We start from the raw sequence: 20,889 nt of genomic DNA on the forward strand, positions 1-20,889 counted from the left end.
TAATAAATCAAAAATAATAAATATATTTATACCAATAAGCATCGCTCTCAGTAGTATGATAGGATTCACGCATACAGCGAACGCCATTATACATCATACCACCTATGTTGCGCACCCCAATGCAGAAGCACAAGCAGAGGCTGGATCCGTTCACGATCATTCCTACCTTCAAGAAGTACATCACCTGAGGGACCGCCTTACTGAAATCGCACCCGTTCCAGAGGAACCGCAGGAAACAATACCTAGTCCCTTGGCCCAAGAAGCAATGAATCAAAGTAGCGCCGGTGAGGAGGCCCTACGCATCACCCGGCGGGACAGAGGGTATTCAATTGTAACCATGGCAGCCCTGAATGAAGATAACAGAAGCGTTTTGCAGCAAGTTGACTTGGTTGTGCGCAATAATGACCTGTACGTCTTGGGATTCATCAACGGTCGCCCAGGTCATCGTGTATTCCACAGAATGTATGAACCGCCACCGTACCGTTATGCGACTGCCGATACCTCAGCAATTCCTCTTGACCTGACCATTCCGGACACCATAGCCAGAAACTTGAATATGTCCTACGACTATCCAAATCTGGAGCAGAAAGCCAATATGCGGCGCTATGGCGGCAATTTCCGCTCTTCCATACGAACGGTACGCTCGGCCATTGCAACACTTGCAGAACATAACGCTGCCAATGACGATGAAGACAGCACCTCTGACGTTGCTCGTGCACTTCTACGGATTATCGTAACCTATTTTGAAGGCATGCGATTCCACAATCTGTCGCAGAGCATCCATGACGCCGGCTTTGACAGTGGCCGCACATGGACCATGACACAAGACGAGGCATTGATCACAAACAGCTGGCGCCCACTCAGTGACTTCGGGTCACAAATGTCCTTGGACAGCAGCAGCCGTGAAAGTTCACCACGCCTGGAGCTTTCTCACAGCAGAAATAGCCCTTACGGATCACGTCTTTATATTGCCTCCAGCATGAGCGACCATGGAATGGACTGGCGCGCGGTGCTTGCTGTTGCGCTCTCCAGCCGGTGGACGCTGAATCGCCGAGGAAGCTGCCCATCCCGCATCGGCCATCATCGCGCACCGCGTGATACAAACTCTATTATGAGTTACTTTTCTGACCTTGCTGATGATTTTTGCTCCACAATGCTGGTGCGCGTTGGCAATACCTACTTCGACAGAACCCGTGGCTTTGGGATTATTTCTACCATTCTAGAAGACAAATAGTTTCATCCCCCATTGCATGAAACGGTTGGTGGCTACAACACCAAAGCCACCAACCAATATAAATTGTAATTCATAAATTAAAAAATATTATTGTATGCGTTAAAATTTATCGGCATGTAAACATGCGGATGGACATGGAAGAGAATTCGCAAAATAAACGATCTCCTCCAAGGCAGAAATATAACCGCTTTGTCGCATCAGAACTCCCGATTACATCGTTGACTAGAGTACATTCCTCTTGGCTCCACCATGACCCTGAGAGCGAATTTATGAAATACTACCTAGAACCGGCATGTCGCTTGAGCACCCACATTCGGGTGGCATTGCGATAATAAGATGGCACATGGAACAATAAAAATATTCATTGGGAACGAACAAGAGAGAAAAAATGAGAAAATCTGTAGATCTTTATTATCAAAATAAAAATATAAATGGAACCACAGGACAAAATAACCCGTGGAATGTCGGCGATATACGCTGGTCGCTGAAACCTGTGACACCAGACTGGCTACCAGCAGACGGAGGCATTTACAAACGGCAGGAATGGACGTCTCTGGCAGACTATATTACCTCCCTAGAGCTGAATACATCTAGGCAAGCAGGGCAGCTCCTGCCAACACTGTGGCAGCAAAGCAATGCAGCCGATATCTTTCACGAAGGGACAATATACACGATAGCAGAAGGGGAAAACGTTCTGGCTGCAACGGGCATGCGCTATCATCGGGGCGCATACCAAGGAATTATCGCAACATCACTCGACGGGATATTCTGGACAGAGCAACCTGCCGCCAGAGATATCTTCGGGGAAAGTTGGGTGTATGATCTACTCTGGATCTCACTGCCGGACGGGCGCTCAACATTTGTTGCAGGTGGACGTGATGGTACTCTGGCAACATCACCGGATGGTGTGTTGTGGACGCGGCGGGGCACAGGCCTGATGGGTGTCATACAGGGCATCGCTTTTGATCCCGACCGTCATATCTTGGTTGTTCTGGACTCATTCGGGAACGCATCAACATCGCAGGATGCGCTCCACTGGACTGCGCCTACAAGATGCCACATTGGGTCAGACTCAAGCACAGGTAATCCATTAACCTGGGGCTATACAGACACGGGGGAAGGACTGTTTGTTGCCGGAGACTGGGGCGGCCGCTTTGCCATGTCTCATGATGGGATCACATGGACCGCCTTCTCGAACACAGACGCCGGACTTGATGCCGATTTCCAAGTCCGCTCCGTCACATGGGGGCAAACAGGCGACAAGAAGGGCATTTTTCTTGCCGCCAGCGATAATGGCATGGTTGCAATATCGACTGACGGACGCACTTGGTCAGGGTATAATACGGGTTTGAAGCGAGCTTTTTCTACCCTGTGTGCGCCTATTGCTGAAAACAAAAATCTTTTTCTTGTTGCTGGTTATGGGCCAAATAAGCTGGCTGCATCAGAAGATGGAAGAACTTGGACATTTGTTCCAACATTTGATGCTGCATTCCACAGCGTTTCTGTTTATGCCCTTGCATGCGCCAAAGGAAAGCTGCTGGCAGCAGGGACAGAAGCTGCCCTGATTGCGCTGCCTGCCTTCCAGGATACGATTAAACGACGCTACGACAGAAACGAATATTTCTCTGTGCCATCGCTGCCCATTCATGGGCTTGCGAAACCTTATATCAAAGCAATCTAGGCACTCTGCCTAAAGTTACGTACCCCGGCATCACATCGTGTGCCGGGGTATCCTGTCTGAATAAGGATACATCAATCACCCCTCACATCCGGTTCACTATAGACCAACGCATAGTGAACGTATTACACCTGCGGGATTCATATATGAATAACAGACCAGACCCTGCAGAGGATCATACCACATGTCCCTTGTCCGCATTGAAACAGACCAACGCATGAGTCAGGCCGTTATCCATAGAGATGCAATATATTTGTCAGGACAGGTCGGTGAACCGGGCTATACCGTTTCTGAACAAACAGCCCAGGCCTTGGCGGAGGTTGACCGGCTGCTTGCACTGGCGGGTAGCAACAAAAACAAGATCCTGTTTGCCCAGATCTGGCTCGCGGATATAACTGACTTTGAAGCAATGAACCAAATCTGGGATGCTTGGGTACCAGAAGGATATGCCCCCGCGCGCGCAACCGGGGAATCACGTCTGGCAACGCCTGAATATCTTGTTGAGATTATTGTAACAGCATCACGATAATAAAATACTGTACCCCCCTGCAATGCTGATATCATCGCATTATGTTTAGATCCGAGGCACGCCTTCACTTGCAGAAAAAATGTTTTTCCAGATAATGACCGCGGCTGACATACAGAAATGATATCGGGAACCAAGAATAATGTGGCTTGGATATACAGGGAATGCACGGACTGTCTGCTGTCTTGTATTTCCTCTGCTTGTGTCCGGGTGCGCCCTTCCGGGCGGTGACCGTGAAACCCCGGACATTCCCCTGCCCACTACCTTTATCAGTGATACAGCACGCCAAGCCTCAGCTCCTGTACCTGTGGACGAAGCTCTTCCTGAGTGGTGGCTTCTTTTTGATTCTGAAGAACTAAACCAGCTGGTTGATCATGCCCTAGAGCAAAACCACGATATTCGCATTGCGCTCTACAAGCTGGAACAGGAAAGAGCACGCGCCGCAGCAATCTATGCTGACGAATTGCCCGTGTTGACAGCGCCTTTGCAGGCCAATGTTGAAAGCCCCCTTGATGGCCTTGGATCGGTTCCAAAAGGCGGAAACCCTCGCTCAGAACGAAGTTTCCGCATTGGGGCCCGCGTTGATTGGCGGATTGATCTATGGGGTGAACGCAACAGCGCTGCCGAAGCAGCTGGTCGACGGATATGGCAAGCAGCCTTCAACCTTGAGAATACCAAACGAACTGTTGTTGCATCGGTTGTTCGTACATGGATGGAATATCTTTCCATGAGCGACCGGGTTCGCGTTACTGTTGACACTGAACGAGCGCTAGACAGACTGCTTGCCTCTGTTCTGAAGCGTCAGCAGGAAGGGGATGCATCCGGTATAGAAGTCCAACAACAACGAGCAGCTGTCAGCAGCGTGCGGGCCACCATCCCATCTCTTGAGCTAGCAAGGGCAGAGCTTGTTCATCGCTTGGCACGTCTGATCGGTACAACACCGGACAAATTGCCCCTTTCTGCCAGCAGCCTGAGTGATGTGGTTATCCCGGCAGATATTCCCGCCATACCACCAAAACTTTTGTTGTTGCGCCCCGACATAAAAGCAGCCGAGGCCGAACTCCTTGCTGCGGAAGCCGATATCGATGCAGCCCGCGCACGGCTCTTGCCTTCCCTTGACCTTTCAGCTGGCGGCAACACAGGAAGCAAGACGATGGACACGCTGTTCAGGCCACACACCCTGATGTGGAATGCGGCGGCCAATCTGACGGCAACCTTGTTTGACTATGGCAAGCGTAGCAGCCAGATCGATCTGGCAAAGGCACGCCATGAAGAATTAATCGAGAATTATGGCCAAGCTCTTATTGATGGTGTGCGGGACGTTGAAGATGCCCTTTCGGGAATTTATTTCAGTGCCCTGCGATACAAGGCGCAAGAAGCAGCTCTGAATGCCTCACGAACTGCTTGGGAATTCAGCCAGCAGTCATATACTGTTGGTGCCAGCGACTATATGACTCTTCTCGATACAGAAAGAACCTTTCGGCGGGATCAGGATGAGATCCACAAGGCCCGCCTTGACCAAGCGCGGTATGTTATTGACTTGTTCTCCGCCTTGGGAGGTGGCCTGACAGTCGAAGAAACCCTACCCGCGCTGGCACGAAAAAGACCCGCCATTCCTGCGGGGATCATGCTGGACACAGATGAGAAACCGGAGGGATATCTGATTGTCCTCGCAGGCCTATACGAGAAACCGGCCTTGGATGCTCTGTGGCGCCGCCTGACCCGCGAACGCCTTGTAGATGCAGAAACGGTCAAGTTGTGGCCAAAGGAAACAGGAAAACTGAGAAAGGGGAAACGTCAGCGTCACTGGTTCCGGGCCCGCCTTGGTGGGTTTTCCGACAAAGACAAGGCAGAAGCCGCTTGCCAAAGGCTACGCAAGACGGGTCTGCGCTGTAAAGTAGATTAGAATAATAGGCCCATAGCATGAAACTACCCAAGAACAAAAGAAACAACCATAGATAAATATATTTTCTAATATTTATACCCAAAAAATAGATTTGTTCGCCAAACAGATACATCCGCACTTAATGAACGTAAACATACAATAAAAATATGGTTATCAAGTGTTTATAGTTATAAAATATTGATATATATTGCGGCAATAAATGCATTGGGACTGATGCAACAATAAAAAATCACTCCTGCACGAATATTTTATCGCCTCACCAACGGAACATATCTTGTACGTATACCTACAAGACTAGATGCTTGGGGAGAACAAATCGGGGGAGGTGGAAATGTCTAGGGTCTACAACACAACAGATGCCCCATGGAAATCGGTCGTCTTTGTATATTCCAAATGGCCAGGAGGTGTAGCCGCTACAGGAAGTGGCGTGATTGTCGGTGACAACGATGTTCTTACGGCAGCTCACTGCGTATACAGAGGGGAACTAGGCTACGCAACGGAGGTTCGCGTTGCACCGGGATATGACACCGGCCGAGCACCACTAGGGTTCTTCAAGGCATCATCCGTACAAAGCAACAGAGTGGATGATGACGGCGATGGCCGTATGGGCTACGAAGAAATGCGGCGTGATGTTGCCATTCTTGGATTCGAACAGAAAGTATCCTCCGTTGGCGATACCATGAAGATGGACCACACTTTCTACCAAGGCCTGACGCATGTCACGGGGTTCCCAGACGTATACCACGGGGAAATGATCGATAATGTCGCAAAAGCAAGCTACAATTTCGCGACCAGCTTCATCAATATCAATGAACACGCGGTGTATCCAGGCAACAGCGGGGGACCTTTGTGGCGCGGAAGTGATGATGATCCGCATGTTGTCGGAGTTGTATCTACGCGTATGGCTGCGGCGGATATTGGTACCAATTTCCGCTCCATAAAGAACTGGATGGAAGGAAATAATTACAGCACCTACAAAGACGCCGGCCAGCCAGACCGTGTTATTTTTGTCAATAAATCAGATGCCAGAGTTATTCGTGGTACAGATGGCTCTGACATCATCGCTGGCACATCCGGCAGTGACGCGATCTACGGAAGCGATGGAGATGATGTCTTTCATGCATCGCATGGTTTTGATCTTGTCGTCGGTGGGCAAGGCTTTGACTCTATAGCCATTGCCGTCCCGCTGTCAGATGTTCAGGTGACAAACTTCGGTCTTGGTATTCGGATTGATACACCTGAAGGGAAAATTGTCGCTTTTGATATTGAACGCCTTGTTTTCGTCGACACCAGCCTTGAAATCACAAGTGATCCAACGGTCATGGCCAGTATGAACATTGGTTTTGATGCTGATTTCTATCTGCAACAGAATCCGGATGTTTCTGCTTCTGGTATTGATCCATGGGCTCATTTTCAAGCACAGGGATGGATGGAAGGTCGTGACCCCAACCCATTATTTGATGTTGCGTGGTACGTAGAACAGAATCCACAACTTGTGGAAGCCGGCCTTGATCCGGTAACTCATTACCTTGAAACAGGTATTTACCAAGGTGCATCCCCATCCCCGGCAATCAGCACGGCGGCCTTGTTCTCGATGGGGAATGAATTGGCCTAAGTGTATTCCTCCGCAGTGTCCGGCATCATGACCGATGATCGGACGCTGCGGAGCGATCTGAAGGGCGGGCCGTAGGGCAGCACAGAATCCAAGCAGCCACAAGCCCCATGGCGACACCAATAAAGACGATGCCGTAAAATGGCAGGGGAGACCATAAAAAGAGAGCAAGGAGAGAGGTTGCCATCATTGAAACCGCCATGATCTTGGCTGATGCTGGAATGGCACGGTGCTGGCGCCAATCTTCAATCAAGGGACCGAAAACAGGGTGGGTTTCCAAACGTGCAGCCCATTTCGGATTACCCTTCGTAAAAGCCCAGACGGCAACCAAGACAAAAACGGTTGTTGGCACCCCCGGAAGCAAGATACCAACAGCACCAATCCCTATCATCAGGATGCCGATAACAATCCAAACATAGCGTAGCAATCTGCTCCTCCCTGATACAGACAGGCTCTTATATGTCCCATAAAAAGAGAGCCTCATACACAGTAATTCAGAGTTTGATGGCATAATCGTCCGATGATGCTCAACGTCATCCCTTGACAGGAACGTGTCATTTGTTTAGCGATTTCATTGCGTCTGTGGTTCTGGATTAAATATTCATCCGGATGAAAAGGGAACAACAAATGGAAAACCTCTCTATGGGGGTTTCCCTGATGTGGCTGTCCCCGCAACTGTAGGCGGAGAGTCCTTGCCGATACACCACTGCCAAGGCAACGTCTTGCCTGACGGGAAGGTGGCACAGGATGTTGACCCGCAAGCCAGGAGACCTGCCACAGACAGCGTCACGTCATCCGATACCGGGGTAGTATCGGTGGCAGCTTCTCGTTGTTGTGGCGCAGCACCAGGAAAAGTGTCGCCGGGGGCGTTCTCTGGTGACGCCTGTTTTTCTGTCGGGCTGGCTCCGGGAACGGTGTACCCGCCACATCGAGGACAACATTTTGAAAGCACGTCTCCTTGTTTTCAGTATCTCATGCCTGTTCCCGGCAACCTTGGAAGCGGCATCATCCACCCTTCCCCGACTGATGGTCAGTGAAACAATTCCGGCGATGGCAGGCGTTTCCCAAGAACAGACAACCATAAGTCAGTCTACAGTAACGGCCGAAGATATTCAGCGTAACCAGATCACTCGTCTGGATGAAGTCTTCCAGCACATACCGGGCTTATCGCTCAGTCATACCAATGGGTATGGTGACCAAGCACAGTTAAGGCTACGTGGCGCAGGCGCCCGCAACGTACGGGTCTTTATTGACGGGATAGAGGTCAGCGACACCTCAAGAGCCCAATCCCAGTTCTATGTTTCTGGTATGAACATGGACGATATTGAAAGTGTAGATGTTCTGCGAGGCCCACAGGCCGGACGTTTTGGTGCTGATACCGGCGGAGGTGTCATCAATATCACAACAAAGCGCGCGAATACCCCTTTCAGTGGAAAATCTGCCGTGGAGTTGGGTAGCTATAAGACCCGTAGAGGACAATCCATGATATCCGGTCTGTCCGGCCCCATAGACTACCGTGTGTCCTTGCATGGTGAGAACAGGGGCGGTTACTCCGACTATAATAAGCGTAGGGGTGGCACAGAACGTGATGGATACCGTCAGTGGGGAGGAGCAGCCCGCTTGGGTATTCAGGCAACAGAGGAAGCACGGGTTGACAGCTTCGTCCGCTATACCCGTGAGGATCGTTTTTATGACTGGAATATGCAGGATGTGTTTGACAGCGTTGATATCACCAGCCACCAAGCCAGACTAGCCGGTACACACAAGACCCCATCCCTTGGCCTGACGCAGGTTATTGCCATTTCAGACAGCAAAACGGAACGCGCGATCGTCCGTGACTTTCCTCTGCCTGATACGTACGAGGGCCAAAGAAGTCGCTTGGACTATCTTGGGACTTGGACACTGAACCCATCTGTCAACATCCAGTTTGGCGCTGATGTGGGCCGTGATTCGATCAATCTTTCAGCACCAAACTATACCTCGCCATCGCCCAATACCGATGTATCAATGCGCAAGCATGGGGCCTTTGTGACGTTAGGGATAACCCCGCTCGATAATCTGGATTTTACAGCCTCTGGCCGCACCGATAACCAAACGCATCACGGCGGTGACGAAAACTGGAAATTGGGAGCCGCGTATCATGTTGCTCTTACTGGAACAACTGTGCGCGGTAGTTATGGCACAGCTTGGCAGACGCCTAGTCTGTACGAGCGTTATGATACATGTCGCGGCAACCCGGATCTCACATCGGAAAGCTTGAGAGGATGGGATGCAGGCTTTCAGCAACGTCTGAATTCAGGCCGCGTGATCCTGAATGTGGACTGGTTCAAGAATATGATCAAAGACCAGATCATGCCATCCAAGAAGGGTACCCGTCCCGGCTGCCAGCGCGACGAAAGTTATGTCAACACGGCACGTGTACGGACCCACGGTCTAGAAACCGAGTTTTCATGGCAGTTGTCCAGCACCTTGACGGCACGGGGTACACATACGTGGCAAATCAGTGAAAACCAACTGACCGGGGAACGCCTGCGCGACATGCCCCTTCATCAGGCAACGGGGTCACTGGGCTGGGCCATAACGCCTGCCCTGCATGCCCAAACAAACCTCCGTTACCGCGACCAGGCTTCACAGTTCGGGCAACGCGCAGATGAATATTGGGCTGCAGACCTCAAACTGGCGTGGATTGTAAACGAGACCCTCCGCATACATGGCCGTATGGAGAATGTGCTGAACCGTCGTTATGAAGAACAATATGGGCGCGGAACTCCGGGGCGCTCTGTCTTTGCTGGTCTAACGGTTCAGTACTGAGGACATGCCGGTGATCTTTTCTCCTCCCAATAATTGCCGCATGCTTGTGTTGGCCGCCAGCGTCTTTTTGTGCTGTTTTCCTTTACGGGCTTTTGCACATCAACCCCGTGTGGCTTCAGCCACCCTGTGTGCCGATCAGGTTATTCTGAAGTTGGCTGATTCAGATCAGATTGTTGCTGTATCACCTGATGCAGCAGATCCTCATGTATCTTGGATGGCTTGGAAAGGTGCCGGATACCCACGACCGATGCCGTCAGCAGAAGCCTACATCCAGCTTGGTGCCGATGTCGTTATGACAGACGCTTGGAGCCATCACCGTATGGCCTCTCTCCTTGAAAGATCGGGCGTTCGCGTGGTCCGCCTTCCCATGACAGAGACAGTAGAAGGCATAGGCCATCAAATTGACCTTGCCGCCGAAGCTCTTGGCCAGCATGAGCGCGGCACGATGCTGAAACAGGCAATGAAGCGTTCCCTAGATGCTGTTGCCTACCGACGGACCGGAGCTGATCGCCGTGCCCTGTACCAAACGCCGGGTGGATACAGCGCGGGTCCGGGCACCATTATTGATGAGATCATGACTCTCAATGGCCTGCGTAATGTAACGCAAACTGAGGGATGGCCACGTCATGATCCCGAGCACCTTCTGCTTGAGCCCCCGGATCTTCTTCTGGCCAGCTTTTTCGATGCCCCCTATTACTCGCGGGGAATGGATATTTCATCACGGCAATTACAACACCTGTCAGGAGAGAAGAAAATTCCCGCCATTACAGTTCCCGGGGCCATGTGGGCGTGTTCAACCTGGACAGTCATGGAAGCAGCGGAACATCTTTCATCTGCGCTGCTGACACTGCTACCCCGGACAGTGGAGGATGGACAGTGCGAATGATCCCACTCTCTGTCATCTTGGCTGTTCTTCTGGGCATCGTTTCTTTTATTAGTCTGTGTATCGGATCCACATCGTTGCCATTAGCCGATGTTCTTGCGGGGGTACTTGGGAAGGGAGATCCACGCATTACCATGGTAATTCAGGATATACGTGTCCCCAGACTTCTGCTTGGGCTGGAGGTTGGGGCCGCTCTTGGCTTGTCGGGGGCAACACTACAGGGACTCTTACGCAATCCACTGGCAGAACCTGGCTTGACGGGTATTTCACCAGCAGCGGGGCTGGGTGCCGTTGTCGCCCTTTACCATGGCCTCTCGTCTGAATCTGGGTGGGCGGTACCCCTGTTTGCCTTGGGAGCTGCAGCTGTTGCGACCTTGGTACTGGCTTTGCTGGCCCGCAAAGGGCGGGATGGAACGGATCTGGTCCTAGGCGGCATGGCCATTTCCGGTGTTGCGGTTGCACTGACGGCCGTTGCCCTGAATCTGGCTCCTAATCCATGGGCTGTCAGTGAAATGGTGCTGTGGCTGATGGGATCCCTGAAAGATCGCTCTATGGATGATGTCCTTCTGTGTACACCCTTTATTCTGGTTGGATCCCTGATTGCCCTGTCAACCGGGCGAGCGCTTGATGCTCTCTCTCTGGGGCTGGAAACAGCATCAAGCTTGGGTGTAAAAATAGCCCGGCTTCATACCCTCGTTATTATCGGCATTGCTGCATCTGTCGGCGGGGCTGTCGCTGTAACGGGCGCGATTGGCTTTGTTGGTCTTGTTGTACCCCATCTCCTTCGTCCTTTGGTATCCCGCAAACCGAGTCACCTTCTTCTTCCTTCGGCTCTTGGCGGGGCCTTGCTGCTGGTGCTTGCTGACTGCCTGGTCCGGATTGTACCAACGCGTCAGGAAATGATGATCGGCGTTGTAACAGCCTTGGTCGGGACACCTTTCTTCATCGCGCTTGTCTTACGGTATCGACAAGGTGTTTCTCAGGCATGACATCTCTTCTTGCTTGCTCCGTCCTTGTCACCCCGGGGCACACTGTCAGAATACAGGCTGAGCGGTTCGAGGCACCAAAAGGAGCACTAACCGGTTTGATTGGTCCGAACGGAGCTGGCAAAAGCACACTGCTGAAAGCCATCGCCGGGGTTGTTCCTGCCCGTGGAGTCTTTACGCTAGAGGATATGTTGTTACCGGCACCAGAAACCAGGGCACGCGCACGTCTTGTCGGGTATTTACCGCAGGGCCATATCCTGCATTGGTCACTCAGTGTGCGGCAGGTCGTTGAATTGGGGCGCCTGCCGTGGGCTGGTCGCTGGAGATCCGGCAAAGCCGATTGCAAAGCGGTTGACAGGGCGATGGAGCGCGTGGGCATAGAGAGTCTTGGCAAACGTGATGCAACAACCTTGTCCGGCGGAGAAAAGGCAAAGGTCATGTTGGCGCGGGTTTTAGCTACAGAGACCCCCGTTATCTTGGCCGATGAACCAACAGCCAACCTGGACCCAGCGCATCAGATTGCTGTGTGCGAGCTGCTAGCCGACTTGGCAAAGCGCGAGAATCGCTCGGTCACTATTGTTCTGCACGACCTGTGCCTAGCGGCCCGTTTTTGTGACCACATTGCCATTATGGACAAAGGTTGCCTTGGTCTTTCAGGAACTCCTGAAGATGTTCTTGTTCCATCTGTCATAGATCCTGTCTACGGTGTTTCATTCACGAACATAAAAATAGGGACGTTCCCGGTCATCTTGGCAGGAAGCCTGATAACGCAGGACGAGCCGAGCATTGGCCGTAATCATGCCTCGCAGAAGGAATAAACGCCCAAGTTGGGAGTGCATCATCACACGATCACATTACCCCATGACATATCTTGGAAAAACGGGTCTTGTTTCCGCACTGATGACGTCATAATCTTGGATGATGATCGGTTATGAGGCTACGCATGTCTTCAGGTAAGCCTAAAAAAAAGAAAAGACCTTCGGTGGTTGTCTTTGATTTGGGAGGCGTGCTGATCGGCTGGGACCCTGCGCGTGCCTTTCTTCCGGCTTTCTCGGGGGATAAGGAAGCAACGCGGTCGTTCCTGAATGATGTTGACTTTGAATCGTGGAATATGGAGCAGGACCGTGGCCGCTCGTGGATAGAAGCCGAGAGACACTTCCGCGAGAACCATCCGCAGTACGCTCATATCATAGGCCAGTACCATGATAATTTTGATATCAGTATAACCGGGGCCATTGCGGGCACGGTTTCCATACTTGAACGTCTGCATGCTGCTAATGTTCCCTTGTATGCTATTACCAACTGGGCAGCAGACACCTTTGAAACAACGCGCAAGAACTACCCGTTCATGGATCTGTTCCGGGACATTGTTGTATCTGGAGAGGAACATCAGGTAAAACCGGATCCTGAAATTTATCAGGTCTTGCTACAGCGAAATGACCTTAAGGCAGAGGATTGCGTTTTTATTGATGATAACCAGCATAATGTTGACGGGGCCCGTCGGGTTGGCATGCATGCCATTCACTTTACCTCTCCCGAGGCCCTTGAGTCTGCCCTTGAGTCATTGCTACACATTCAACTATCAGCAGGAAATTCTGTCGGCTAGGACAAGGCGCTATCGCGTGAGGCTTTGCCCCCTTGGCAGGAGCATATCCGGTGGATGAGCTTCAGGTCGTTGTTGACCGCGTTTATAATCGCATTATGGCAGAACCCTTGGAAGGCAAGGTAGCTGATTATATACCAGCTTTGGCCTGCGTTGCGCCGGATCGATTCGGTATCGCACTTCAGATGCTGGATGGACGCCTGGCAACAGCCGGCGATGCCTTCTCGCCTTTCTCAATCCAGAGTATATCCAAACTGTTTTCTCTGGTCTTGGCCCTGCAAACATGGGGTGACGAGCTGTGGGAGAGAGTTGGACGGGAACCTTCAGGAACAGCTTTCAACTCACTCGTTCTGCTTGAACAAGAGAATGGCCTGCCGCGAAATCCTTTCATCAATGCCGGTGCCTTAGCCGTAACCAATGCCATTGTCAGCCGCTTTGCCCTACCCGACAGAGCAATCATAGATTTCCTCGGCCATCTTGCCGGAGATATCAAATTGGTATTTGACGATACGGTTTTTCGTTCAGAATACGTACATGGAGACCGAAACCGTGCCATTGCTTACTTCCTGAAAGCACATGGGCGAATGGAGAACCCTGTGGAGGCCGTTACAACAGCCTATTTCAAGCAATGCTCCATACCGATGAGTTGCGTGGATCTAGCACGGGCGGGCCTATTCCTGGCAACGGGCGGAAAAACCCTGAAAGGGAACCAGATTATTGGTCCTGTTGAAGCCCGTCAGGTATGCTCCCTGATGTTGACGTGCGGCTTGTATGATGGCACAGGAGACTTCTCTTTCCGTGTTGGCTGGCCGGGGAAGAGTGGCGTTGGGGGGGGCATTCTGGCCGTTATTCCCGGGCGTGGAACAGCCTGCGTATGGTCCCCTCCCCTTACGGAAAAAGGGAACTCGGTGCGGGGGATGCGTGCCCTTGAACTGTTGGCACGAGCCCTTGAGAACGGTGAGCTCTAACGTTACGGACGTCGTTGCCGCGATGATCTGGCCTTGCCAGCCATCGTTGAAGATATCGGCGGTGGAACCGGAACCTCCAGATCAAGGGCTTCAAGACGGCGGATCTCATCGCGCAGGCGTGCGGCTTCCTCGAACTCGAGGTTACCCGCCGCAGCCCGCATTTTCTTGTCCAAATCACGTATGACATCTTGCAGGGACTGACCCGTCAGGGCGGCCTTACCAACAGGCCCTGTATCAACGGTCACATAATCATGACCACTCACATCCCCAACGACATCCAATATACGAGACCGGACACTCTCGGGCGTAATGCCATGCTCAACATTCCAAGCTTGCTGTCTCTCGCGTCGCCGCGCCGTTTCATCCAAGGCCGCGACGAGACTGTCTGTCATACGGTCTGCATACAAGACAACCCGTCCATCAACGTTACGGGCTGCACGGCCAATGGTCTGGATCAAGGAACGGGTGGAACGCAAGAAGCCCTCCTTGTCAGCATCAAGGATGGCAACCAAGGCGCATTCAGGAATATCCAGACCTTCACGCAACAGGTTAATCCCGACAAGCACATCAAAGACACCCAAACGCAGATCACGGATAATTTCAATCCGCTCCAGCGTCTCGATATCGGAATGCATATAGCGAACCCGGATACCCTGATCATGCAAGAATTCAGTCAGATCCTCAGCCATCTTCTTGGTTAACACGGTCACCAAGGTTCGGCCTCCCGAGGCTGAAATGGTACGCACCTCCGCCAGAAGATCATCAACTTGATATTCGACAGGCCGTACTTCACAAACTGGGTCCACCAAACCGGTAGGGCGAATAACCTGTTCGATAAACACACCGCCTGCCCGCTCCAGCTCCCAATCTCCCGGAGTTGCTGAAACAAAAACCGTCGCGGGACGCATGACATCCCATTCCTCGAATTTCAGTGGGCGATTGTCGACGCAAGAAGGCAGACGGAACCCATAATCGGCAAGCGTTGACTTTCGGTTATAGTCACCACGATACATACCCCCGATCTGGGGCACTGTTACGTGACTTTCATCAACGATGAGTACCGCATCTTCGGGAAGATATTCGAAGAGTGTCGGCGGAGGTTCGCCCGGATTTCGCCCGGTTAACCAACGGGAATAGTTCTCGATTCCCTTGCAGAATCCTGTTGTCTCCAGCATCTCCAGATCAAAAAGTGTCCGCTCCCGCAGGCGCTGTTCCTCAAGAAGCTTGCCTGCCGCCGAGAGACTCTTCAGACGCTCCTTCAGCTCCGCACGGATGCCCTTGACCGCTTGGGACAAGGCGGGACGCGGCGTCACGTGGTGGCTGTTGGGATAAATGGTCATTTCCGCAAGGGATAACAGTACTTCGCCGGTCAGGGGATCAAATTCAACAATGCGGTCAACTTCGTCACCAAACAAGTCGATACGCCAAGCTCGATCCTCGTAGTGAGCTGGGAACAATTCGACAGCATCCCCGCGCACACGAAAATCCCCGCGTGAGAAACCAGCATTGCTCCGCCTGTATTGCAAAGACACCAATGACCGGATCAGCGCATCACGATCAAGGATATCACCCTTGCGGACCACAACCCGCATGGCCGAATAGCTTTCGACAGACCCAAGGCCATACAAGCAGGAAACAGACGCAACAATCACCACATCCCGGCGTTCCAAGATTGCACGAGTTGCAGCATGACGCATGCGATCGATCTGCTCGTTGATTGAGGCATCTTTCTCGATGTACGTATCGGTACGGGGTACATAAGCCTCAGGCTGATAATAATCATAATACGACACAAAATACTCGACAGCATTGTCGGGAAAGAATGCCTTCATTTCTGCATACAGCTGGGCCGCCAGTGTCTTGTTGGGAGCCATTACCAGAGCAGGGCGCCCCAATGCTTCAATAACTTTTGCAGCGGTGAAGGTTTTTCCTGATCCCGTTACCCCCAACAGAACCTGATCCCGTTCCCCAGCCAAGATGCCCTTGGTCAAAGCTTCAATTGCAGCAGGCTGATCACCGGCCGGAGCATAGTCTGATGCCAGTCGAAATGTTGCCTTCGGGCCGGCCGGGGGCTTTTGGTACATGGGAATAACGGGTGTCATCACAAATGCCAGCTGTTGTCAGAGCTGCCCATTTTCTACATCGCCATGGAAGATATGACCATCCCCGCAGTGGGGAGGTACGTTATGACAAGGTATTATCTTCCATTGCACCAAAACAGATATGACCATTGGTACGCTCGACGATACTGACCTCGGAGACAAGGGCCTCTGCTTCTGCTGCCGGGCACGTGATCTCAACCTGATCCCCCTCCAAGATCAAGGTATGCTCTTCCTCTAGGCGAATCCGTTGTTCTTCATCCTGTTCCCGAAACCGTATCCAAGCTTCGCCAGAAACAGCATAAACCAAGACGATGGCTCCCACCCCACCCACTGTCAGACTAGGTCCTTTGCGGATGCGATGCAATGTGGCACGACCATAATGGCGATCGACAATCAGGTTAAAATCTTGGATCATCCCGCCAATAAGACGGCACTCAGCCAATCTATCGCCAGAAAAGGTATAGGGTTCTGTTTTACAGCTCAGCCGCTCGACCAGTGATCCATCGAGCAGAAGATCCATCCCCTCCCCTTCAATAACCGCAACAAGACGATCATAGCCAGGAAACAACGAGAATGGCCCCTGCCGGCTGACCTCGGAGATACTGATGCGCCAGAGAAAATTGCCCATTCCGTCTTCCGGTTCACGGGCAAGCTCAGTCGTCATACCGCGACCGTTACGCCACGGCATGCGTCGATACCGATCAGGAGCAAGAAGGCGCATCCCCATAATCACCCCCATATTCCGGCAACAAAACCCGGAATGACTCACACATCAGACTGCACCCAAAATACTTTTCCATCCAGATACTTTGGATAGGACGTCACATAAAAAAACAAAATAATCCGCAGGCAACGACAGAGATATCACAAGAATTCCATTTGATTCATACTGTCATTGGTGACACACAGATAAGGTATGGCTTTGTATTTCCCGTTCTCTTTGGTGTGGAGAAAACCATGTCCTCCGGTTTGCTGCCGACTGCTGTTGTCGGGTACATTGATGCTTATAACCAGAAGAACGTTCCAGCTATGTTGGAAACCCTATCGGACGATATTGTATTTGAGAGCGTCAACGGGGGTATAGCTGGGTTGAGCTTGGCGGGAAAAGAAGCCTTCACAACTCTTGCCGAACAAAGCATCCGTGCTTTTTCGGTCCGCAGCCAGTCTGTCCGCCATGCTGTTGTCGGGCACGATGCCGTTGCACTTGAAGTGGACTATGCCGCAATTGTTGCCGCAGATCTTCCCAATGGCTGGAAAGAAGGCCAGCGCATTGATCTACGCGGTGTCTCGTTCTTTGAACTGCGTCATGGCTTGATCTGCCGCCTGACAGATTTTGCCTGAGATTGGCAGCAGACAGCCCCGCTGCCGGAACAGCGGGGCTGGAAAAGCAGTATGAAAGTACCTAGAAGCGAATAATAGCTTCCAGACCAATGTTGCGACCATCACCGGCCTGGATGGCATTATCCCCTGCATTAAATTCGTTAACCCGGTATGCCTTGTCAAACAAGTTGTCAACAAAGGCTGATACCGTTATTGCCTCTGACTCATAGCTCAGACGGGCATTGACCAAGCTATAAGACCCCTGTGCATACTTGTTGTTCTCATCCATATAGGACTTGCCATACCAGTTCACACCCAGCCTGGGCACCAAAGATCCAGATAGGGACGGCACATCATGATAATAACTGATCGCTGTATTGGCTGACCATTCCGGAGTATACGGCATCTTCTTGCCGGTATTGGGACCCGATGTGAACTTTGAATTGCTGACCGAGGCTCCGGCAGACAGGACGAGGCCGGCCATCAGATTGGCCCGCGCCTCCACCTCCGCCCCTTTAACCCGGGCTTCACCACCATTGTGGAGCGCCTGTTGTCCCACGGGTCCAGCGTAAATCTGAGCATTGTCAATTTCTGTCATAAACAGAGATCCTGACAGGTGCGCCCTGCGATCAAGAAGGTCACTGCGCAGTCCCATTTCGTAATTCCAAGATTTCTCGGGGCTGTATGGGATCTTGGATACATCTGCGGTCTTGTAGCGGTTCATACCGCCCGCCTTATACCCGCGACTGACCGAAAGAAACTGGACAAGGTCGTCTGACCATTTCCAGTTCAGTGCCGCTTTTGGTGTGAAGGCTGTCCATTTATCATCTTTTCGGTACAAATTACTACCGGCTTGGTGAAAGGAAAGATCGGCCTTGTCGAGAGTATAGCGCCCACCTGCCGTCAATGACAAACGCTCGCTGACTTTCCACGTTCCTTCACCAAACACAGCATAGCTTTTTGTATCAAGATCGCTGTGAGTGTCTTGGGTACCAAAACCGGCGAAGGCAGATTCTCGACGGTCAAAGTTAACATGTTCGGCATAAACACCAGCAACGCCGGAGACCGGGCTGTGCTTAGGATTGAATGCCAGTCGTAACTCTTGGGAAAGAGAATCCTGGGATTCACTCTCTTGGCGAACAATCAACCGGTTATGATTCCGTTTCTGTAACCCCGTGATCGATTTCAAGGCCACGGTGCCAAAATCATATCCGACATCCAAGGATGCCGAGTGGACATGGCGCCGGATATCATCAGAAAGGTCAAAGGCTCCCATTTTTGCATTGGCCTTCCTCTTTTTGACATCATCCATTGTCTTGAAGAAGATATTCTTCTCGATCGTCTTGTCATAACCAAAGCCAAGACCGATATCCAGCGGCCCCCCGACGGGGGCATAGCGGAGCTGCCCACTCATGTGCTGGTCACGCCCGTCATCGTACTTGTCCAATCCAGCAGGAATGTAGTCCGACTGTGCTGACCGATGGAAACCACGGGCGGTTATCGATGCGTACAAATGGTCCTTGATCAAGGGGGAGGCTATATGCGCTTCACCTCCCTGCCTCAGTTTGGCAACCGTGGTCTTGACATAGCCGCTCACCGTATTACCCGGTTTCTTGGTCACAATGTTGATAACGCCGGCGTATGCATTCTTGCCGTACAAGGTGCCCTGGGGCCCCTTCAGAACCTCAATCCGCTCTACATTGGAAAGGCTTTGTTCCATCAACGACGCATCTTGGGGGACACCGTCCACATACACAACAACTGAAGGCGTGTAGTAATCAAGCGGAGCCAGTCCGCGCAGGGAAAGACCAGTATAGGCGCTGTTTCCGTGTCGATCCGCAGAAAACCCCGGGATCACGCGGCCCAAGTCTGTCACGGAACGAACACCTGCGCTTTCCAGTTCCTCATGCGATAGAACGGTAATGCCGCTGCTGACATCCTCTAGGGTAACAGAACGCTTGGCCGAAACCGTCACCGTTCCAAGACGGGCCGCTGCTGGGGCACCACCCTGCGCCGGAGATCCGGATATTTGGGCCCATGCATGAGAAGCAAAAACCAACGCCACAAGACTGCCGCAGCCCGGCAAGAAAACAGATCGAAATGTCATGGATCACCTGAACGTGTAAAGACGCAACTGTTTATAGATGACGTACAATGTCGCACCGCCTCTGCTGCGATCCGACCAAAACTCGGTGTGATCAGGACTATAATTGCAAATGATTGTTATATGCGTCTGAATTCCCGTGGAGAAACGCCATGGTAACGGCGAAAGACCTTGGCAAAATGCGCCGGGCTTGAATAGCCAACGCTCAGGGCAACATCTGTAACGCTATCGGCGCAGTTTCGCAGAAGATCAGCGGCTGCCTGCATCCTATGCTTTTGTAAACATGCATAAACTGAAGATCCGAACTGACATCCAAATCCTTTCTTCAGCTTGTTCTCATTCAGACCAACAGCTGTTGCCAATTCACGAATAGACCACTCATAATCCAGCTGCGTGATCATTAGTCTGTGGGCTTCAGCTACCTTGCGACGATCACGAAGTGATAGAACCGTAGTCGGAACCGTTGCGCCGGTTACGGGCTGATCTTCCAAGCGCCTCAGGACATGCGCCAGAATTTCAAGAGACCATGCTTCCTGCCATAAGCGATCACACCCACTCTCAATACCCTTACTCAGCATATCAGAAGCCAAATTACGAATAACGGAGGGCACAGGAAACTGCACCGGTAGTACACCTGATCGACATTGGCCGGACAAGCGTTCCAAATAGCCTGCCAAGGTGACGGATGTTGTCGACAAGAATGCCTCTACTGCGCGGGGAGGAAAGCGTAACTCAACCGCTGACACCTGCGTGTGGGATGGCACGCACAGCATCCCTTGAACCGGTTGATCCGCGTAAATCAGGGAACAAGATCCATCAGAAAATTCTACATATTCGCCTTGGTCTGCCGTATCAAAGCGCACGGTCCCTGAGAGCGTGATACAAATAACAAAGACTGGCTCCAAGCAATGTTTCTGCTGCAAGCCCGTTTCAGAATAAAAGTCATACAGGCGCAAGGAACAACCGGAAAGTGTCAGGGAGCGACTAATCTGACCGATAAACCCGCACCGTTTGCCACCAAGCAAGGTTTGCCCAGACGCGGCAACAGACTCCTCCCCAGAAACAGAATAACCTGCCAAAACGTTGTTCCCACTTATCATTATGACAGTCCGCCTAAAGGAGAAGCAGCAATTCCATAGGCGAGATCATAACCAGA

Annotated in this window: 17 protein-coding genes and 1 riboswitch; of the genes, 12 read left to right on the forward strand and 5 right to left on the reverse strand. The window is 51.8% G+C overall.

The genetic code is table 11. The annotated features are described in order from the left end of the window. Window positions 1–55 precede the first annotated feature (55 nt). The 5 genes from AY555_RS10540 (at window position 56) to AY555_RS10560 (ending at window position 6,959) form a co-directional block, all read left to right on the forward strand. A complete protein-coding gene (locus AY555_RS10540) occupies window positions 56–1,234 on the forward strand; it encodes a ribosome-inactivating family protein (protein ID WP_066137113.1) in 1,179 nt (392 codons plus the stop codon). A gap of 388 nt (window positions 1,235–1,622) precedes the next feature. Next, complete coding sequence (locus AY555_RS10545; protein ID WP_066137115.1) at window positions 1,623–2,915, forward strand: hypothetical protein; 1,293 nt, start codon at window positions 1,623–1,625, stop codon at window positions 2,913–2,915. A gap of 181 nt (window positions 2,916–3,096) precedes the next feature. After that, window positions 3,097–3,441 carry a RidA family protein gene (locus AY555_RS10550; RefSeq protein WP_066137117.1) on the forward strand — a complete coding sequence of 115 codons (345 nt, stop codon included), beginning with the start codon at window positions 3,097–3,099 and terminating at the stop codon, window positions 3,439–3,441. 139 nt (window positions 3,442–3,580) lie between these two features. Beyond that, window positions 3,581–5,344: an efflux transporter outer membrane subunit gene (locus AY555_RS10555; protein ID WP_066137119.1), complete on the forward strand. Its 1,764-nt coding sequence runs from the start codon at window positions 3,581–3,583 to the stop codon at window positions 5,342–5,344. Between the two features lie 331 nt (window positions 5,345–5,675). Continuing rightward, the gene (locus AY555_RS10560; protein ID WP_167798480.1) at window positions 5,676–6,959 is read left to right on the forward strand and encodes a trypsin-like serine protease; all 1,284 of its coding nucleotides are present in this window, start codon (window positions 5,676–5,678) and stop codon (window positions 6,957–6,959) included. A 25-nt stretch (window positions 6,960–6,984) separates the two neighbouring features. Here AY555_RS10560 and AY555_RS10565 read toward each other — a convergent pair whose 3' ends face one another. Further along, entirely contained in the window at window positions 6,985–7,383 is a 399-nt protein-coding gene (locus tag AY555_RS10565; protein WP_066137122.1) for a YbaN family protein, read from the reverse strand. A 139-nt stretch (window positions 7,384–7,522) separates the two neighbouring features. Beyond that, window positions 7,523–7,749, forward strand: a riboswitch (cobalamin riboswitch). 83 nt (window positions 7,750–7,832) lie between these two features. Here AY555_RS10565 and AY555_RS10570 point away from each other — a divergent pair. The 6 genes from AY555_RS10570 to AY555_RS10595 all read left to right on the forward strand — a co-directional run bounded on the left by AY555_RS10570 (window position 7,833) and on the right by AY555_RS10595 (window position 14,207). Beyond that, window positions 7,833–9,767 (forward strand): TonB-dependent receptor plug domain-containing protein, encoded by a 1,935-nt coding sequence (locus AY555_RS10570; RefSeq protein ID WP_066137123.1) that lies wholly within the window; start codon window positions 7,833–7,835, stop codon window positions 9,765–9,767. A 109-nt stretch (window positions 9,768–9,876) separates the two neighbouring features. Beyond that, a complete protein-coding gene (locus AY555_RS10575; protein ID WP_167798481.1) occupies window positions 9,877–10,653 on the forward strand; it encodes an ABC transporter substrate-binding protein in 777 nt (258 codons plus the stop codon). Continuing rightward, window positions 10,650–11,639 carry a FecCD family ABC transporter permease gene (locus AY555_RS10580; protein ID WP_066137127.1) on the forward strand — a complete coding sequence of 330 codons (990 nt, stop codon included), beginning with the start codon at window positions 10,650–10,652 and terminating at the stop codon, window positions 11,637–11,639. The genes AY555_RS10575 and AY555_RS10580 overlap by 4 nt, the downstream gene beginning before the upstream one ends. Next, window positions 11,636–12,454 (forward strand): ABC transporter ATP-binding protein, encoded by an 819-nt coding sequence (locus tag AY555_RS10585; RefSeq protein ID WP_066137129.1) that lies wholly within the window; start codon window positions 11,636–11,638, stop codon window positions 12,452–12,454. The genes AY555_RS10580 and AY555_RS10585 overlap by 4 nt, the downstream gene beginning before the upstream one ends. A 164-nt stretch (window positions 12,455–12,618) precedes the next feature. Continuing rightward, window positions 12,619–13,242 carry an HAD family hydrolase gene (locus AY555_RS10590; protein WP_066137131.1) on the forward strand — a complete coding sequence of 208 codons (624 nt, stop codon included), beginning with the start codon at window positions 12,619–12,621 and terminating at the stop codon, window positions 13,240–13,242. A 50-nt stretch (window positions 13,243–13,292) separates the two neighbouring features. After that, a complete protein-coding gene (locus AY555_RS10595) occupies window positions 13,293–14,207 on the forward strand; it encodes a glutaminase (RefSeq protein ID WP_066137133.1) in 915 nt (304 codons plus the stop codon). Window positions 14,208–14,209: 2 nt separating this feature from the next. Here the strand turns inward: AY555_RS10595 and uvrB are convergent, their stop codons facing one another. Further along, the gene (uvrB, locus tag AY555_RS10600; protein WP_066137135.1) at window positions 14,210–16,309 is read right to left on the reverse strand and encodes an excinuclease ABC subunit UvrB; all 2,100 of its coding nucleotides are present in this window, start codon (window positions 16,307–16,309) and stop codon (window positions 14,210–14,212) included. Between the two features lie 82 nt (window positions 16,310–16,391). Continuing rightward, a complete protein-coding gene (locus AY555_RS10605; RefSeq protein WP_167798482.1) occupies window positions 16,392–17,036 on the reverse strand; it encodes a HutD/Ves family protein in 645 nt (214 codons plus the stop codon). A 230-nt stretch (window positions 17,037–17,266) separates the two neighbouring features. Here AY555_RS10605 and AY555_RS10610 point away from each other — a divergent pair, with 230 nt between their 5' ends. Further along, the gene (locus AY555_RS10610; protein WP_156483410.1) at window positions 17,267–17,650 is read left to right on the forward strand and encodes a nuclear transport factor 2 family protein; all 384 of its coding nucleotides are present in this window, start codon (window positions 17,267–17,269) and stop codon (window positions 17,648–17,650) included. Between the two features lie 61 nt (window positions 17,651–17,711). Here the strand turns inward: AY555_RS10610 and AY555_RS10615 are convergent, their stop codons facing one another. Both AY555_RS10615 and AY555_RS10620 read right to left on the reverse strand, forming a co-directional pair. Continuing rightward, window positions 17,712–19,736, reverse strand: a complete 2,025-nt coding sequence (locus AY555_RS10615) for a TonB-dependent receptor (protein ID WP_066137140.1) — start codon at window positions 19,734–19,736, stop codon at window positions 17,712–17,714. Between the two features lie 116 nt (window positions 19,737–19,852). Beyond that, the gene (locus AY555_RS10620; protein ID WP_066137142.1) at window positions 19,853–20,833 is read right to left on the reverse strand and encodes a helix-turn-helix domain-containing protein; all 981 of its coding nucleotides are present in this window, start codon (window positions 20,831–20,833) and stop codon (window positions 19,853–19,855) included. Window positions 20,834–20,889: the final 56 nt, after the last annotated feature.

Source organism: Haematospirillum jordaniae (assembly GCF_001611975.1).
GTDB lineage: Bacteria > Pseudomonadota > Alphaproteobacteria > Rhodospirillales > Rhodospirillaceae > Haematospirillum > Haematospirillum jordaniae.

Coding starts and splice junctions, on each gene's coding strand:
- AY555_RS10540 (WP_066137113.1), top strand. CDS start 56: ATGATAGGATTCACGCATACAGCGAACGCCATTATACATCATACCACC.
- AY555_RS10545 (WP_066137115.1), top strand. CDS start 1,623: ATGAGAAAATCTGTAGATCTTTATTATCAAAATAAAAATATAAATGGA.
- AY555_RS10550 (WP_066137117.1), top strand. CDS start 3,097: ATGTCCCTTGTCCGCATTGAAACAGACCAACGCATGAGTCAGGCCGTT.
- AY555_RS10555 (WP_066137119.1), top strand. CDS start 3,581: ATGTGGCTTGGATATACAGGGAATGCACGGACTGTCTGCTGTCTTGTA.
- AY555_RS10560 (WP_167798480.1), top strand. CDS start 5,676: ATGTCTAGGGTCTACAACACAACAGATGCCCCATGGAAATCGGTCGTC.
- AY555_RS10580 (WP_066137127.1), top strand. CDS start 10,650: ATGATCCCACTCTCTGTCATCTTGGCTGTTCTTCTGGGCATCGTTTCT.
- AY555_RS10585 (WP_066137129.1), top strand. CDS start 11,636: ATGACATCTCTTCTTGCTTGCTCCGTCCTTGTCACCCCGGGGCACACT.
- uvrB (WP_066137135.1), bottom strand. CDS start 16,309: ATGACACCCGTTATTCCCATGTACCAAAAGCCCCCGGCCGGCCCGAAG.
- AY555_RS10605 (WP_167798482.1), bottom strand. CDS start 17,036: ATGGGGATGCGCCTTCTTGCTCCTGATCGGTATCGACGCATGCCGTGG.
- AY555_RS10610 (WP_156483410.1), top strand. CDS start 17,267: ATGTCCTCCGGTTTGCTGCCGACTGCTGTTGTCGGGTACATTGATGCT.
- AY555_RS10615 (WP_066137140.1), bottom strand. CDS start 19,736: ATGACATTTCGATCTGTTTTCTTGCCGGGCTGCGGCAGTCTTGTGGCG.
- AY555_RS10620 (WP_066137142.1), bottom strand. CDS start 20,833: ATGATAAGTGGGAACAACGTTTTGGCAGGTTATTCTGTTTCTGGGGAG.